Below are 14,604 nucleotides of genomic sequence, written 5' to 3' on the forward strand. Positions count from 1 at the left end.
CCGTGGTTCTCAGACGCGCTGCTGGTCGAGGGCGTCGTCCAGGGTGGTGGCGGCCATGATCAGCGACAGATGCGTGAAAGCCTGCGGGAAGTTGCCCAACTGCTCGCCGCTGGGGCCGATCTCCTCGGCGAACAGGCCGACGTGGTTGGCGTAGGTCTGCATCTTCTCGAACGCGTAGCGCGCCGGACGGATACGGCCGGCACGGGCGAGAGCGTCCACGTAAAGGAAGGTGCAGAGGCTGAACGTGCCCTCGGAGCCCCGCAGACCGTCCGGCGAGGCCGCGGGGTCGTAGCGGTAGACGAGGCTGTCCGACACCAGCGTGCGCTCCATCGCGTCCAGGGTCGACAGCCAGCTCACCGTCCTCGGCGCCAGGAACCCGACGCGCGGAATGAGCAGCAGCGAGGCGTCGAGGACGTCGCTGCCGTAGTGCTGGACGAGGGCCTGCTCCTGCGCGTTCCAGCCCCGCTCCATCACCTGTTCGAGGATGGCGTCGCGCGCCGCGGTCCACCGAGGAGCGTCCGCCGGACGGCTGTGCTCCCACGCCAGACGCAGCCCCCGGTCGAAGGCCACCCACGCCATCACCCGGCTGAAGGTGAAGTCCCGGCGCCCGCCGCGGGTCTCCCAGATGCCCTCGTCGGGGCGGTCCCAGGAGTCGGCGAGCCAGTCCAGCGTGCGCGCGACGTTCTTCCAGCCGTGGTAGCTGCCTCCCGTCGTGACCTCGCGCGCCTCCGACAGGGCGTAGAGCGCCTCCCCATAGATGTCCAGCTGCAACTGGCCGGCCGCCGCGTTCCCCAGCCGTACCGGATACGAGCCCCGATAGCCCTCGAAGTGCGAGAGCACCTCTTCCGGCACCTCGGGGTCGCCGTCGACGCGGTACATGATCTGCAACGGCTCGCCGCCGGCGCCCTCCCGGGCCTGGAGGCGGTCTCCCAGCCAGCGCGTGAACCGCGCCGCCTCCTCGGCGAACCCCAGGTCGAGCAGGGCACGCACGGACAGGGAGCCGTCGCGGACCCAGGTGTAGCGGTAGTCCCAGTTGCGCTCACCCCCGATCTGCTCGGGCAGCCCCATGGTCGCGGCGGCGACGGGCGCGCCGGTGGGCGCGTAGGTGAGCAGCTTGAGCGTGATGGCCGAGCGGTGCACCACCCCAGGCCACCGGCCGTGGTACCGCGAGGAGCGCACCCAGTCCTGCCAGAAGTCCACCACCTCCCAGAACCGCTCCATCGCCCGCTCCGCGGTGACGGGCGGCGGGGGATCGCCATCGGGCCCGCCGACGGTGAACACCGCCGCGGCCACCTCGTCCGTCCGCAGGGTCACCTCGCCCCGCACGTCCGTGCCGTCCTGTCGCAGCGGGAAGGTGCTCTGCAACCAGGCGGCGGCGTCGGGTGCCCGGAACGCGGCGGTGCCGTCCCGCAGGTCGAGCCGGTGGGCGGCCCTGCCGTAGTCGAAGCGCGGACGGCACTCCAGGGTGAAGCGCACCGTGCCGCGGACCGCCCGCACGCCGCGTATCAGAACGTGCCGGTCGGTGGGGGTTCCGGTGCGGTCCGGCGGCATGCAGTCGAAGACCTCGCCGACTCCGTCGGGCGACATGAACCGTGTCACCAGGACCGCGGTGTCGGGGTAGTAGAGCTGCTTGCAGGTGGTGTTCCGGCTCTCCGGGGCGAACAGGAAGGAGCCGCCGCGGTCGTGGTCGAGCAGGGAGGCGAAGACGCTGGGCGAGTCGAACCGGGGAGCCGTGAACCAGTCGACGACCCCCTGGGACGACACCAGGGCGGCGGTCTGGAGGTCACCGACGAGGCCGTGATCGGCGATGGGCGGGTAACGGTCCATGATCACCCCGATTTCCTGACGCCCCTGACGCCCCTGCCCCCTTTGATGCCCTGAGGCTCCCGTTTCCACTGTCCGCCCTGTGGGGCGAAGCCGCCACGGCATGCGGGACGGGGCGCGCGACCGCCGCACGGTGCGGAACACGGCCGGAGGGCCGAGGGCCGCGTGGAACGGCCCTCGGCCCTCGGCCCTCCGGCGGGGCGGGCTAGCGACGGCCGCGGTGGCTCTCGTGACCCCGGTACCGGTCGTCGTACCGGCCGTGGTCCCGGTGCCAGCCCCGGCCCCGGTCCCGGCCCCGGTCCCAGCCGTGGCCCCGGCCCCGGTCGCCGAATCGGCCGTCGTGGTCGTCGCCGCCCCTGTGACTGCGCGAGTAGTTCCTTCCGTGGTCGCGGTCATGGCCGCCCCCGGCGGCCAGGGCCGGCATGGCGGCCGCGCCGATGAGAGCGCCCGAGGCCAGACAGGTGGCGATCAGGCGGATCGTCGTACGAGAAACAGACATGAATCGGTCACCTCACGTTCGTGCGTACCGGCCCCTGGCCGGGGCCGGGCGTGCCATCCGAGATTCCCGGCTCTGCGCCGAGGCCCCACACTGTGGCCCGCCGGCACGGGACCGGATCGCCGCAAGGATGCGCGTTACAAAGAACGGATATATCCGTGACTGTCCCTTGTAGGGGCCATCCGTCGCGTTCTCGGTGGCGCCGCCGCCCCGCCTCCTCCGAAAGGCCCAATTGCCTCCGTAACGAGGGGAGGCCCCTGTTCGGGGCCGAGGGTGTCGTCGGCGACGATGTCCGAGACGCCGATCCGGCCGCCCGGCTCGATCACCCGGAAGGTCTCGAAGGTCTCGGCGAAGACGGCCCGCTCGTCGGACGACACCGCCGGGCAGGGCGTCGACGCCGTGCGCCCCATCCGTGACGCGACCGGGGACCGTGTCCGGGTCAGGTGGGCCCGTGCGGGCTTCGGGAGAAGGCCGTGTCTCCGGCCGTCGCCACGATCGCGTCCTCGACGAGCAGTACGCGCGGCGGACAGTCCTGCGCTTTGTCCCCGGGGTCGTCCAGCGCGGAGGTGCGCCAGACCTCCGCTCCGGTGCGGCTGTCCAGCGCCAGCAGACGGCCGAAGCGGTTGGAGAAATAGACCCGCCCGTACGTCGCTGACATCGCGGGCGCGGACAGACTCTCCACGTCCGTCACCTTCTGCCACAGCTGTTTGCCGCTGTCCGCCGACACCGCGGTGACCGACCCGTCGGACCGGACGAAGTAGACGACGCCGTCCACAAGGGTGGCCGCGCCGGTCAGCGGACGTGCCAGCGGTATCCGTCTGACCCGCCCGGTCGGGGCCACCCGCAGCAGCGCGTTGTACGGCCGTTCGTACCCGGCTTCGTACACGTCCTTCGCGGTCTGGGGGGCGAGGAACAGGGGTTGCCCGCCGACAGCGCCCAGCGCTTGCGCCTTCGTGGGCAGTGTGGCGGTTCCGGTCAGGCTGCCGGGGCCGGCCTTCATCAGCTCGACCGGGGCCCGGCCGGGCTCGGTGCCCTTCGAGCACAGGGCACGGGGGACGCCTCCCAGCGCCGACGGAGTGCAGTACTCGGCCGGCGAGGGCGCCCGCCACAGTTCCTTGCCGGAAGGCCCGTAGGCCACGAACGACGCGTGGTCGGGAGACAGGGTCAGCAACCCGCCGTCGTACAGGACCGCGTCCTCGGCCTTGTCGATGTCGCGTTGCCACCGCCGGTGCCCGGTGGCGGCGTCGAGGGCCACCACGCGCCGGGTTCTGTCGTCCGGATCCTCGTACACATAGACCAGCCCGTCGCGAACGCCGATCGGCTGCGCCCCCTGAGGGCGGGTGCCGGCCCGCCACAGCATGCGGCCGGAGGCCGCGTCGATCCTGGCGACCGTGAAGCCCGTACCGCCGCAGAACAGGGCGCTTCCCGCCGCCACGCATCCGGGGCTGTCGTAGTCGAGAGGGACACTCTTCACGTCGTACCGCAGCTCCGTGCGCCACGGCCGCCAGCCGTCGGGCAGTGACGCGGCACGGGCGGTGGCCGTGGCGGTGGCCCGGGAGGCGCCGGTGGTGTCCGGACCGGACACGAAGACCCCCACCCCGACACACAGCCCCGTGACGGCCAGCGCCGCGCCGAGGCCGGTGAGCAGCATCCGTGCCCGGCGCCGCCGGGGCCGCGCGGACCGCCCGGTCCTCGGGGACGCGGTGACGTCGGACTCCGGCAGCGCCCGGAGCATGCGGTGTATGTCCGTCAGTTCCGGCCGCGCGGCCGGGTCCTTGTCCAGACAGCGCTCGACGATGCCCAGGAGTGCTTCGGGCACCCCGTCGAGGTCCGGGGTCCCGTGCACCACCTGATAGCCGGTGATGTACGGGCTGTCGCTGTCGAACGGCCCCGTGCCGACGGCCGCGAACACCAGCAGGGACCCCAGCGAGAACACGTCCGAGGCCGGGGTGACGTCTCGGGGAGCGGACAGTTGTTCCGGCGACATGAAGGGCGGAGTGCCGATCATCCGGCCGGTCGTGGTGAGGCTCTGGTTGTCGGAGGCGCGCGATATGCCGAAGTCGATGACGCGCGGCCCGTCCTCGGTCATCAGGACGTTGCGCGGTTTGAGGTCCCGGTGCACCAGGCCCGCCCGGTGGATGTCGCGCAGCGCCTCGGTGAGCCCCAGCCCCAGCGCGCGCAGTTCCCGCTGGCTCAACGGGCCGTCCTGCTCCACGACTTCGGCGAGGTTGAGCCCCGGGACGTAGAGCGTCGCCATCCACGGCCGGTCGGCGTCCGGGTCGGCGTCCACGACAGGCGCGGTGAAGGCGCCGCTCACTCTGCGCGCTGCCGCGACCTCCTGCCGAAAGCGCGTCCGGAACTCCTCTTCCTGGGCATACGGCCCGTGCGCGAGCTTGACCGCGACCTGCCGTCCCGAGGCGGAGACTCCGAGGTAGACGACTCCCATACCGCCCGCCCCGAGCCGGCCGAGAAGGGTGTACCCGCCTATGGACTCCGGGTCCCCGGTGCTCAGGGGCGTCATCGCCGATCGTCCTTCCCAGCGCCTGCCTGCCTCACGGGGATCAGAGTAGGTCCTGCCGCCCCGGAGACGGAGCCGCTCACATCCCGCGTGGTGTCGGATACTTCGCCGGACGTGACATCCGTCCTCGCTCGACTCCACGTCCGTGGCCCGCACTTCGGGCGCGCCCACGGCCGTCGCCGTGCGGCCCTGTGTTCGCGAGGGCGAGGCAGGCCTGGACGACCTGGGCCCGGACCCCGCTCGGCGGTGCCGGTGCGGAAGCGCTGCGGGTCTTCGGCGACTGGCCTCCGGCCGCTGGCGGACCCGCTCCATCGGCCCCGACGGCGAGCGGTACACCGCGCCGGAGACGTCCGAGACCACGTCCGACGCCCAGGACCGGCTCAACCTCACCCGCGCTGACAACGAGCGCGACCACTGGCGCGCCCCGGACGCCGGTGCGGTCAACTTCGAGGCGTACGCACCGCGTTGGACGGAGGCGCGCGGCCCCGCCCACGATCGACCGTTACGACGGCCTGCTGCGCCTGCACATCCTGCCGACCTTCGGCGGCGAGGACTGGACGACAGCGGGGTGGCAAGCGGGGCGCCTCGGCGTACCTGGAGGCGGCGGCGCAGCGGCAGAACGAGCGGGACGACCTGGACGAGTTGATCGGCGACTTCGGCAAGGTGCACGGCTCGGCCGACCCGGAGGCGGTGGCGGCCAAGCGGGCTCGGCTCACCGGCGGGGCCTCGGATGCCGGGGCGGCCGTATGAGCGGAGTGGGGCATCTGTCCTCGGTGACCCACGCGTCTACACCTCGACGTGGGAGCCCATGATGACGGTGCGGTCGCGGGGCAGGCCGAAGTACTCGGCGGCGTCGGCGGTGATGTAGGAGGTGGCGATGAACAGCCGCTTGCGCCAGGGCGCCATCGTCGGTGACGTGCCGCGCCGTAGCTCGATCTTCGACAGGAAGTAGGACGCCTGGTCGGGGTCCAGCGGCCCCTCGGTCTGTGCCGGGGCGAGCATGGCCAGGGTGCCGGGCACGTCCGGTGTCTCCATGTAGCCGAACCTTGCGGTGACGTGGATGATCCCGTCGTCGGTGTGGCCGAGGTCGTCGACGACGATCCGCCGGTCGGCCGGTACGCGGGGCATGGGTTCGGTCGCCAGGGAGAGGATGACGACCTGGTCGTGGCGCACGTGGTTGTGCTCGACGTTGGCCCGCATGGCCAGGGGCGCGGTCTGCTTGCCCCGGTTGAGGAAAAAGGTTGTGGCCCGCGGCCTTGCCCGAGGGCAGCGCCGCGCAGCGACATGTCGGGTGCCGAGCTCAGTGCGGGAGCGTCGTGTGAACCTGTTCCTCATGTCGATCATTGCAACCGCCGTGGTACTGCTCATCGCCGCTCTGCACGTCTACATCCTGGTCCTGGAGATGTTCCTGTGGACCGGCCCCAGGGCTCGGGCAGCCTTCGGGACCAGTGCCGAGTTCGCCTCCGGGACGAAGGCACTCGCGGCCAATCAAGGGCTGTACAACGGCTTCCTCGCCGCCGGTCTGGTGTGGGGTGCGGTGGCATCCGGTCCGGTGGGTTTCCAGGTGAAGGTGTTCTTCCTGGTGTGCGTGGCCGTGGCCGGCGCGTACGGTGGCGCCACGGCCAGCCGAAAGATCGTCTTCGTGCAGACCGTTCCCGCGCTGATCGGACTGGCGCTGGTGCTGGCCGCCCGCTGAGCGTCGCCGGCAAGTCGAACGGGACCGACGGAACCGTCAGTGGTGGGAAGTCCTGCTGCGGCGTACGCGAAGTACCGGCACGCAGCCGGCGGCGGTGGCCGGCAGGGCGCCGGCGGCGCTGTAGGTGACAGCCCTGCTCATCCCGGTGGAAGCCAGGTCCTCCCGGTACTTCACGCCCTGGCCTTTGCCGGCGTTGGCGCACTTGACCCGGTCGGCGGCCTCCTGGGGTGTGCCGGAACCGTGGCGCAGCCGGTGGACTCCCGCGACCATGCGGCGGCGCGTTCGGCTACGGCGGTGCGTACGGTCCCGAGGCATCGGCTGCTCGGCGCTCGTCGGGACGTCAGGTGACACGTGGGGCTCCCGATCGGAGTGCGCGGATTCGGGTGGCGTGGCGCCGCTGACTGCGGCTCGCCGTGGTCGGTGCACCCCTGGGTGGCCGGGCGGAGCGGAAAGGTTGCCGCTTCAATCGATCTTCATTCAGATCTCGTGTGCATCGGAGATCACAGGGTTTCCGCCAGGACGCAAGAGCCGTGCGAACTCGACGACTACAGGGGCCAGGTCGGGAACCTGCGTCAGGGCGAGCACGCGAACAACGGTGTCGGCCGCGCCATCGGGAAGCGGCGGTCGGTGCCGGTCGTCTTCGCGGAAGCCGGCATCCGGCAGGCACAGCGCGATGGTGCCGCCCCATCTCCCGGCGGCCGGGAACTCCGCGCGATCAGCGTCCCTCAACCCGAGCCGAACCGAGGCAGAACAGGGAAAACGGGCCCCGGCCGGCTGCCGTGGCCCGTTTTCCTTCTCCGTGCCGCCGAGGGGACCCCACGTCCCCCTCACGCTGGCGGCTCCCCGTGACCCGACGGGGCGGTCCTCGCATGCGTGATGTGTGCCGGTGTCACTCAGCCAGCGCTGAAGGCGGACGTGCCTTCCGGGGTGCCCCAGCCGGTCGGGCCGTCGTAGCCGGGCCCTGCGGTGCAGAAGTACGACGTGGAGCAGGAGCCGTTGCTGCCGCTGGTCACGTCGTTGAGGGCGGCGGTGCCGGCCTTGGCGTACGGGTACTGCGCCGGGTAGTCGCTGCTGCCCGGGGTGCCGGCCAGCGCGTAGACGGACGCGATGATCGGTGCGGAGGCGCTGGTGCCGCCGTAGGTGTTCCAGCCGCTCGCCTGGTAGGTGTCGTAGACCGAGACGCCCGTGGCGGGGTCGGCCACGGCCGAGACGTCGGCGATCATGCGGGTGGAGCAGCCGCTGTCGGTCTGCCAGCTGGGCTTGGGGTCATTGGCCGAGCAGCCGGAGCCGGTGCCCTCGGTGCTGGAGGTGTGCCAGACGGACTCGGTCCAGCCGCGGCTGTTGGAGGCGGCCTTGAGGGCGGTGCCGCCGACGGCGGTCACGTACTGCGAGGCGGCCGGGTACTCGGCGCCGTAGGCGCTGTCGCCCGCGCTGGCGGTGATGGCGACGCCCGGGTGGTTGTAGTACTCGGAGTCGTACGTCGTGTCGGAGGAGGACTCCGAGCCGCCGTAGCTGTTGGAGACGAACTTCGCGCCGAGGTAGACGGCCTCGTTCACCGCGGTGCCGAGGTCGGCCTCGGACGCCGACTTGGCCTCGACGAGGAGGATGTTGCAGTTCGGGCAGGTCGCGCTGACCATGTCGAGGTCGAGGGACTCCTCACCGGCCCAGCCGCTGTCGGCGGTGGGGAGGTTGGACGACGAGCCGTCCTGGCCGACCTTGCTGAAGCAGCCGCTGTCGCTGGTGCAGGCCGGGAGGCCGTACTGCGAGCGGTAGGTCGCGAGGTCCGACTCGGCGTTCGGGTCGTCGAAGGCGTCGACGATGGCGACGGTCTCGCCCGAGCCGTTGGAGGAGGCCGCGGAGGTCAGGCCGTACGCCGACTGGAGGTCCGACGGACCGAATCCGGTGGGGGAATCGGAGGCGGCGTTCGGCCTGATGGTCTTGGGCGTGGTGCCCTTCAGGGCGGCCTGCTTCTCCATGAAGGCGGTGGTGCCGCCGGTGACACGGAGCGCGTTGCAGGCGGCGTAGCCCTTCTTCGGGGTGGCGCCGCACGCCCGTGCGTACTGCACGTGGGCCTTGGCGACCTGGGCGGCGATCGCCTTGGAGCTCACCTTGTGGCTCGTGATGGCGGTGGCCGCGCTGGCGTGGCCGGCGGTGCCGAGTCCGGCGAGGGCGAGCGCGGCGGTGGCCGCCGCTGCCGAGCCGACGCGGCGCCATCTGCCGCGTATGTGGGGGGAGCTGGGGGTGGTCGTACGCAAGGTACAGCCTCCTGGAAATGGTGGACAGAGGCCTGCGGGTGTGGGGGTCCACCGATGGGGTGACCGGTGGGGGCGGCGGCCCGCGACGACCCTCGCTTTGTTGAGTACGCAACAACAAGAAGTCTTGCGGAATCCTGACCGCCGCATTGCTCAAGGGGGTTGGGTGCTTACTGATCAATGGGTGGGGGATGGGTGTTGCCTGGCTGAAACTTGACCCTGCGCACGGCATGCGCGCGGGCCCGCGCTACGCGCGTTGACCAGCGTGCTCGAGTCCGTTTGTGTGACCGGGGGCCGAGGTGTGCCCGAGGGTGTCCGCGTGGCGAGTTCCTTTGCGTCTGCGGGGTGGTCGGGTGCCCCGGGGGAATCTCACCCCCGCGCCGCCCGACCAAATCCGCTGGTCTGGGCGGCGTCAGCGGGCGGAGGATGTCCGTCATGCGATATGCAGGGTCGCCCAGCTGGCAGGTCCGAAGCGGGACCTCGCAGGAGCTCGTGATCGGGTTGTTCGTGCGGGATGCGGCTGGTCTGCGTCCGCGCGCCGGCATCGACGTGCCGCCGCTGGTGCCGGCGGTCGAGACGCGGGCGAGCCTCGCGCCTCTTGCGGTTCCGGAGGCGTCGGCGCAGTGGGTTCGATGGTGGGATCGCGAACTGACGCGGCACGAGGGGCCCGATCGCGGGTTACCTGCGCCGGAGTCCGGGTTCGGGGACGGCGGGGAACTCGGGGTGCTGGTGCGCGAGTGCTTCGATGACGCCGTGCGGTGGAGTTCTGCCCGGGGCCGCGAGTACGCGGAGGCCATGATGCGCGGTGATCGCCGTGGCCATGAAGGAGACCTCGTTCGTGCGGTGGAGACGGAGTTGGGGCGCAAGGCCCGCCCGTTCGAGCTGCACGTGCTGGAGTTGCCAGTCGTCGGCGCGGTCGGCTGGCGTGTCTCGGAGAGGCATGTGGTGGTGAGCCGGGCTCTGCGGGAGGACACGGCGGCGTACCGCCGATGGCTTACCCCAGTGATCCGCAAGCTGGCCTGACGGGTGACGCACGGGGAACCGGCGTCGTGGGACAGCACGGCCCCCGTACCGGACTCCGGGGACGTCGTGTCTCCCGGGCCCGTGGGGTAGCCGGTCAGGACACGTCGGCGGTCCGCTGGAACCGAGATCATGAAAGAGACCCTCGGCGGTTTCTGCTTCGCCGACGCGCGGGCTGCCGGAAGACCGCGGTGCCATGGGCGGAGTATTCCGGTCCGACCTACGGTCAGGTACGGGGTGCGACGACGACGAAGGAGCGGCTGGCCGGGTACGCGGCGCTGCTCTCGGAAGGGTCGGGCCAGAGTTCGAGGTTGTCCCGGTGACGGAGGCAGCGGCCCGGGTAGTGGTACGACTCCAGGGAGAGCGACCCGTCGGCGGAGCCGGAGCGGGCGCAGAAGGTGGCGTCCTTCCGGAAGATGGCGGATCCGCCGTCGGCGTCCAGGCGGATACGGAAGGCGTCGGGGCGGCAACCTTCTCGTCTCCTGCGGCGACTGGGAGTCGGAAGGCCGAGTCGAACTACCGGATGGACGAGCATGAGGGCGACGAAGCACGCCGCGCCGCAACCGTGGCGCAGGCGCGAACTGGTCACGGGTATTGCCTTGGGGCTGCTGGTCGTCGGTGTGCTGGTGTGCCGTCCCCACCGGGAGCGGAACCGATGTCAGGATCACCGACATCCACGGGGAGCGGCTGACCGTCGACGGCATCGCCGTGCGGCCGGACGTCGCGCAGCCGACCGGAGTCCAGTTCGGCCGGCGTTGACCAGCCCGTCGGTCAGCCTTCACCGGCCCGCAGCCGAGCACGAGCGCTGTTCGAATCCCGGGCCGGGCACTGTTAGGCTGCGCCCCCATTGTTAAACGCGCAACTAATGCGCACATCATTGCCAGGAGAGGGCGGGGGATGCTCCTCGATGACGCGTCCGCGGAGTTCCACGAATTCTTCGAACGCCACTATGCCGAACTCGCCCGTCTGGCATACCTCCTGACCGGCGAGCCCGACGCGGCGGACGACCTCGCGGCAGATGCCCTGGTCGCCCTGTGGCAGCGCTGGGACCGGTTGCGGCAGGCCGACCACCCGCTCGCCTACGCCCGCGGTGTGGTGGCCAACCTGGCGCGCGGACGGATCCGCAGCGCGGTGCGCGAGCGACTCCGGATCACGCTGTTCTGGTCCCGCAGCCCCGAGAAGGTGGAGGGGCCGGACATGGCGGCCGTGCTGGACGTCCGCGCGGCGCTCGCCCGGCTGCCGTTCCGCAAGCGCGCCTGCGTGGTGCTGCGGCACGCCTTCGACCTGTCGGAGAAGGACACGGCGGTGGCGCTGGGCATATCGGTCGGTACGGTGAAGAGCCAGACCTCGAAGGCAATGGCCGAGCTGGAAAAGATTCTTGGCGCGCGAGCGGTCGGGGACCTGGTGGCAGGGAGGAGGAACCGGTGAACGAGGAGATCGCCCGTCGGCTGCGCGAGGCCGCCGAGGCCCACCGGCCCGACCGCGCGAGGATGCTGGCCCAGGTGCAACGCGGCATGGCCGGCCCCGCCGTCCGTCACCGCGCGCGGCCGTTCGCGAGGTCCGGGACCAGGGTCGCGCTCGCCGGGCTCGCCGCCACCGGCATCCTGGCGACCGGCGGCCTCGCCGTCGCCGCCATCGTCGCGCACTCGTCGCCGTCGGCCACCGTGACCACGCCTGCCACCCCGTCCCCGACCGCCGGCTCCCCGCACCCGACATCGGGCCGTCCCACCCCTGTCGCGCCGGCCCCGGTCACCACCCCGGGCGGCGCGCGATCGACTCCGCCGGCCACCAGTCCATCGCCGGCGGCCGGCGAGAGCCGGAACGGGCTGCTGTGGTCGGCCGGCTCGGTGGACCCGCGCAGCACCGTCTACTGGACGCAGAGCAACCTCGTCCTCAAGACGACCCGGCCGCTCACCTCGCTCACGGTCGAGATGCGGATCGTGCAGACCGGCGGGGTGAAGAACACCGGCACCTGGCAGACCCTGCCGAGTGCTGACTTCACCGTCACCGTCCAGGAGGCGGGCGGCACGCTGGTCTACCGCTGGGTCCTCAAGCCGGGCCTGACCGTGCCGGCCGGGAGCCATGAGTTCGCCGCCCAGTTCAACAACGGCACCGGCGTGCGCGGTGCCGCGGGCGACGGCTACCGCGTCGACGCGCAGGGTCCGGGCGGCTCCGCGTCGGTCCGGGGAGGGTTCGTCCCGACCCGGTGAACGCCGCTGTGCGGCAAGGCGACGAGTCCCCTTGCCGCACAGCTCGATGCCGTGAAAACTCTTCCCCCGATCGCGGCAACCTTTGTGTGCGTGGCGGCAACTGGCGGGTAACCGGGGCCGGATCAAGGCCCGTTGCTCCCAAAGGACATGCCGTTGTCAGATCAGAACCGCTCTCATCGCCGCCGTCCGGCTACCCGTCGCGTGCTCGCCGCCGCCGTGGTCCTCGCCGCCGCAGGTGCCGCCGTACCCCTGGTCGCCCAGGCCGCGCACACGCCGAATGCCCGCACGCCGACCCTGGCCGGTGCGGCGGCCGGCAGCGGCCGCTACTTCGGTACGGCCGTGGCTGCCGGAAGGCTCGGCGACTCGACGTACTCCACCGTTCTCGACCGGGAATTCAACATGATCACCCCGGAGAACGAGATGAAGTGGGACACCACCGAACCCTCCCGTGGAAACTTCAACTTCGCCCCCGCCGACTCGATCGTCAGCCACGCCACCGGGCAGGGGCAGCGGATGCGGGGCCACACGCTGGTCTGGCACTCGCAGCTGCCCGGCTGGGTCAAGTCCATCACCGACGCGAACACCCTGCGCAGCGTGATGGACAACCACATCACCACCGAGATGACCCACTACAAGGGCAAGATCTATGCCTGGGACGTGGTCAACGAGGCGTTCGCCGACGGCGGCAGCGGTCAGCACCGCAGCTCGGTGTTCCAGGACGTGCTGGGCAACGGCTTCATCGAGGAAGCCTTCCGCACCGCGCGGGCCGCCGATCCCTCGGCCAAGCTCTGCTACAACGACTACAACATCGAGAACTGGACCGACGCCAAGACGCAGGGTGTCTACGCGATGGTCAAGGACTTCAGGTCCGGCGGTGTACCGATCGACTGCGTCGGCTTCCAGAGCCACTTCGGCGCAGGCGGCCCGCCGGCCGGCTTCCAGACCACTCTGTCCAAGTTCGCCGCGCTCGGCGTGGACGTCCAGATCACCGAACTCGACATCGCCCAGGCGTCCCCGACCGCGTACGCAGGCGCCGTCCAGGCGTGCGTGAACGTCGCCCGCTGCACGGGCATCACGGTGTGGGGCATCCGCGACAGCGACTCGTGGCGCACCGGTGAGAACCCGCTGCTGTTCGACGCGGGCGGCGACAAGAAGCCCGCCTACAGCGCGGTGCTCACCGCCCTGGGCGGCAGCAGTGGCGGCACGCCGGGCGGGGGCATCACCTCCGGCACGGTCTACACGCTCTCCGACGTGGCCGCCGGACGCGTTCTCGACGAGCCCGCGGGATACAACGGAAACGGCACCCCGCTCCAGGTGTGGGACGCCAGCGGTGCCTCCAACCAGCAGTGGCGGGCCGGCCGGAACCGTGACGGCTCCTACACGCTGACCAACGTCGCCAGCGGCCGGGTACTGGACGAGCCCGGCAACCAGACCGGCAACGGGACGAGGGCGGAGGTCCGGGACTCGGGTGGCGGCGCCCACCAGCACTGGCGGGCCGGCCGGAACCGTGACGGCTCCTACACGCTGACCAACGTCGCCAGCGGCCGGGCACTGGAGATCCCCGGCGGTCGGACCGCCGACGGCACCCCCGTCCAGATCTCGGCCTCCAACGGCGGCGCCAACCAGCACTGGAACGTCAGGACTTCGGCGCCTGCTCCGGCGGGCAGCACGTGTGCTCTTCCGTCGACGTACCGGTGGACGTCGACGGGTGCGCTGGCGCAGCCGGCGAACGGGTGGGACGCGGTGAAGGACTTCACCGATGTGGTCTACAACGGCCAACACCTGGTCTACGCGTCGAGCGTGTCGGGATCGTCGTACGGCTCGATGATGTTCAAGCCCTTCACGAACTGGTCGGACATGGCGTCGGCCGGTCAGACCGGGATGAGCCAGTCCGCGGTGGCGCCCACGCTGTTCTACTTCGCGCCCAAGAAGATCTGGGTGCTGGCGTCCCAGTGGGGCACCTCGCCCTTCGTCTACCGCACGTCGAGCGACCCCACCAACCCCAAGGGCTGGTCCGCGCCGCAGCCGCTGTTCACCGGCAGCATCCCGGGCGCCGCCCCGATCGACCAGACCCTGATCGCCGACGACCAGAACATGTACCTGTTCTTCGCCGGTGACAACGGCAAGATCTACCGGGCGAGCATGCCGATCGGGAACTTCCCGGGCAACTTCGGCTCGTCGTACACGACGGTCATGAGCGACACGGTGAAGAACCTGTTCGAGGCGCCGCAGGTCTACAAGGTCCAGGGGCAGAACCAGTACCTCATGATCGTCGAGGCGCGGGGTGCGAACGAGCAGCGCTACTTCCGCTCGTTCACGGCCTCCAGTCTGAACGGCTCGTGGACCCCGCAGGCCGCCGACGAGAGCAACCCCTTCGCGGGCAAGGCCAACAGCGGCGCCACCTGGACCGACGACATCAGCCACGGTGACCTGGTCCGCAACAACCCCGACCAGACCATGACCATCGACCCCTGCAACCTGCAGTTCCTCTACCAGGGCAAGTCTCCCTCCGCGAGCGGCCCCTACGACCGACTGCCCTGGCGGCCGGGCCTCCTCACCCTGCAGCGCTGACCCGCCTGATCCACGGA

At 71.1% G+C, this 14,604-nt stretch carries 14 protein-coding genes and 2 pseudogenes; 7 read left to right on the top strand and 9 right to left on the bottom strand.

What is annotated here, in order from left to right:
- Positions 1–9 precede the first annotated feature (9 nt).
- The 4 genes and pseudogenes from ACZ4MF_RS05700 to ACZ4MF_RS05715 form a co-directional block, all read right to left on the bottom strand.
- Positions 10–1,827, bottom strand: a complete 1,818-nt coding sequence (locus ACZ4MF_RS05700) for a glycoside hydrolase family 15 protein (RefSeq protein WP_467490103.1) — start codon at positions 1,825–1,827, stop codon at positions 10–12.
- Positions 1,828–2,029: 202 nt separating this feature from the next.
- Positions 2,030–2,323, bottom strand: coding sequence for a hypothetical protein (locus tag ACZ4MF_RS05705; protein WP_467490105.1), 294 nt, complete (start codon positions 2,321–2,323; stop codon positions 2,030–2,032).
- Between the two features lie 254 nt (positions 2,324–2,577).
- Positions 2,578–2,688, bottom strand: a pseudogene (locus tag ACZ4MF_RS05710) (arsenite S-adenosylmethyltransferase); the annotation flags it as partial.
- Positions 2,689–2,759: 71 nt separating this feature from the next.
- The gene (locus tag ACZ4MF_RS05715; RefSeq protein ID WP_467490107.1) at positions 2,760–4,841 is read right to left on the bottom strand and encodes a protein kinase domain-containing protein; all 2,082 of its coding nucleotides are present in this window, start codon (positions 4,839–4,841) and stop codon (positions 2,760–2,762) included.
- Positions 4,842–5,019: 178 nt separating this feature from the next.
- Here ACZ4MF_RS05715 and ACZ4MF_RS05720 point away from each other — a divergent pair.
- Positions 5,020–5,184, top strand: a pseudogene (locus ACZ4MF_RS05720) (hypothetical protein); the annotation flags it as partial.
- A gap of 119 nt (positions 5,185–5,303) precedes the next feature.
- Positions 5,304–5,588: a CopG family transcriptional regulator gene (locus tag ACZ4MF_RS05725; protein WP_467490109.1), complete on the top strand. Its 285-nt coding sequence runs from the start codon at positions 5,304–5,306 to the stop codon at positions 5,586–5,588.
- Between the two features lie 36 nt (positions 5,589–5,624).
- Here the strand turns inward: ACZ4MF_RS05725 and ACZ4MF_RS05730 are convergent, their stop codons facing one another.
- The gene (locus tag ACZ4MF_RS05730; protein WP_467490111.1) at positions 5,625–6,206 is read right to left on the bottom strand and encodes a KUP/HAK/KT family potassium transporter; all 582 of its coding nucleotides are present in this window, start codon (positions 6,204–6,206) and stop codon (positions 5,625–5,627) included.
- Between ACZ4MF_RS05730 and ACZ4MF_RS05735 the strand changes: the two genes are divergently transcribed.
- The gene (locus tag ACZ4MF_RS05735; protein ID WP_467490113.1) at positions 6,172–6,534 is read left to right on the top strand and encodes a DUF1304 domain-containing protein; all 363 of its coding nucleotides are present in this window, start codon (positions 6,172–6,174) and stop codon (positions 6,532–6,534) included. The two genes, ACZ4MF_RS05730 and ACZ4MF_RS05735, sit on opposite strands and share 35 nt — an antisense overlap.
- 36 nt (positions 6,535–6,570) lie before the next feature.
- On the opposite strand, the gene ACZ4MF_RS05740 is transcribed toward ACZ4MF_RS05735, so the two are convergent.
- The 3 genes from ACZ4MF_RS05740 to ACZ4MF_RS05750 all read right to left on the bottom strand — a co-directional run bounded on the left by ACZ4MF_RS05740 (position 6,571) and on the right by ACZ4MF_RS05750 (position 8,789).
- Positions 6,571–6,804, bottom strand: coding sequence for a hypothetical protein (locus ACZ4MF_RS05740; RefSeq protein ID WP_467490115.1), 234 nt, complete (start codon positions 6,802–6,804; stop codon positions 6,571–6,573).
- A 207-nt stretch (positions 6,805–7,011) separates the two neighbouring features.
- A complete protein-coding gene (locus ACZ4MF_RS05745) occupies positions 7,012–7,365 on the bottom strand; it encodes a methyltransferase domain-containing protein (protein WP_467490117.1) in 354 nt (117 codons plus the stop codon).
- A 62-nt stretch (positions 7,366–7,427) separates the two neighbouring features.
- Entirely contained in the window at positions 7,428–8,789 is a 1,362-nt protein-coding gene (locus ACZ4MF_RS05750; RefSeq protein WP_467490119.1) for a S53 family peptidase, read from the bottom strand.
- A gap of 489 nt (positions 8,790–9,278) precedes the next feature.
- Between ACZ4MF_RS05750 and ACZ4MF_RS05755 the strand changes: the two genes are divergently transcribed.
- Positions 9,279–9,809 carry a hypothetical protein gene (locus ACZ4MF_RS05755; protein ID WP_467490121.1) on the top strand — a complete coding sequence of 177 codons (531 nt, stop codon included), beginning with the start codon at positions 9,279–9,281 and terminating at the stop codon, positions 9,807–9,809.
- Between the two features lie 223 nt (positions 9,810–10,032).
- On the opposite strand, the gene ACZ4MF_RS05760 is transcribed toward ACZ4MF_RS05755, so the two are convergent.
- Positions 10,033–10,395: an AbfB domain-containing protein gene (locus tag ACZ4MF_RS05760; protein WP_467490123.1), complete on the bottom strand. Its 363-nt coding sequence runs from the start codon at positions 10,393–10,395 to the stop codon at positions 10,033–10,035.
- A 308-nt stretch (positions 10,396–10,703) separates the two neighbouring features.
- On the opposite strand from ACZ4MF_RS05760, the gene ACZ4MF_RS05765 reads away from it, so the two are divergent.
- From ACZ4MF_RS05765 to ACZ4MF_RS05775, 3 genes are all read left to right on the top strand, one after another.
- Positions 10,704–11,234 carry a SigE family RNA polymerase sigma factor gene (locus ACZ4MF_RS05765; protein WP_467490125.1) on the top strand — a complete coding sequence of 177 codons (531 nt, stop codon included), beginning with the start codon at positions 10,704–10,706 and terminating at the stop codon, positions 11,232–11,234.
- Entirely contained in the window at positions 11,231–12,016 is a 786-nt protein-coding gene (locus ACZ4MF_RS05770; protein WP_467490127.1) for a hypothetical protein, read from the top strand. Before ACZ4MF_RS05765 ends, ACZ4MF_RS05770 begins: the two co-directional genes overlap by 4 nt.
- A gap of 147 nt (positions 12,017–12,163) precedes the next feature.
- Entirely contained in the window at positions 12,164–14,587 is a 2,424-nt protein-coding gene (locus ACZ4MF_RS05775) for a non-reducing end alpha-L-arabinofuranosidase family hydrolase (RefSeq protein ID WP_467490129.1), read from the top strand.
- The last annotated feature ends 17 nt before the right edge of the window (positions 14,588–14,604 follow it).

It is taken from the genome of Streptomyces sp. NPDC025793 (genome assembly GCF_055558375.1).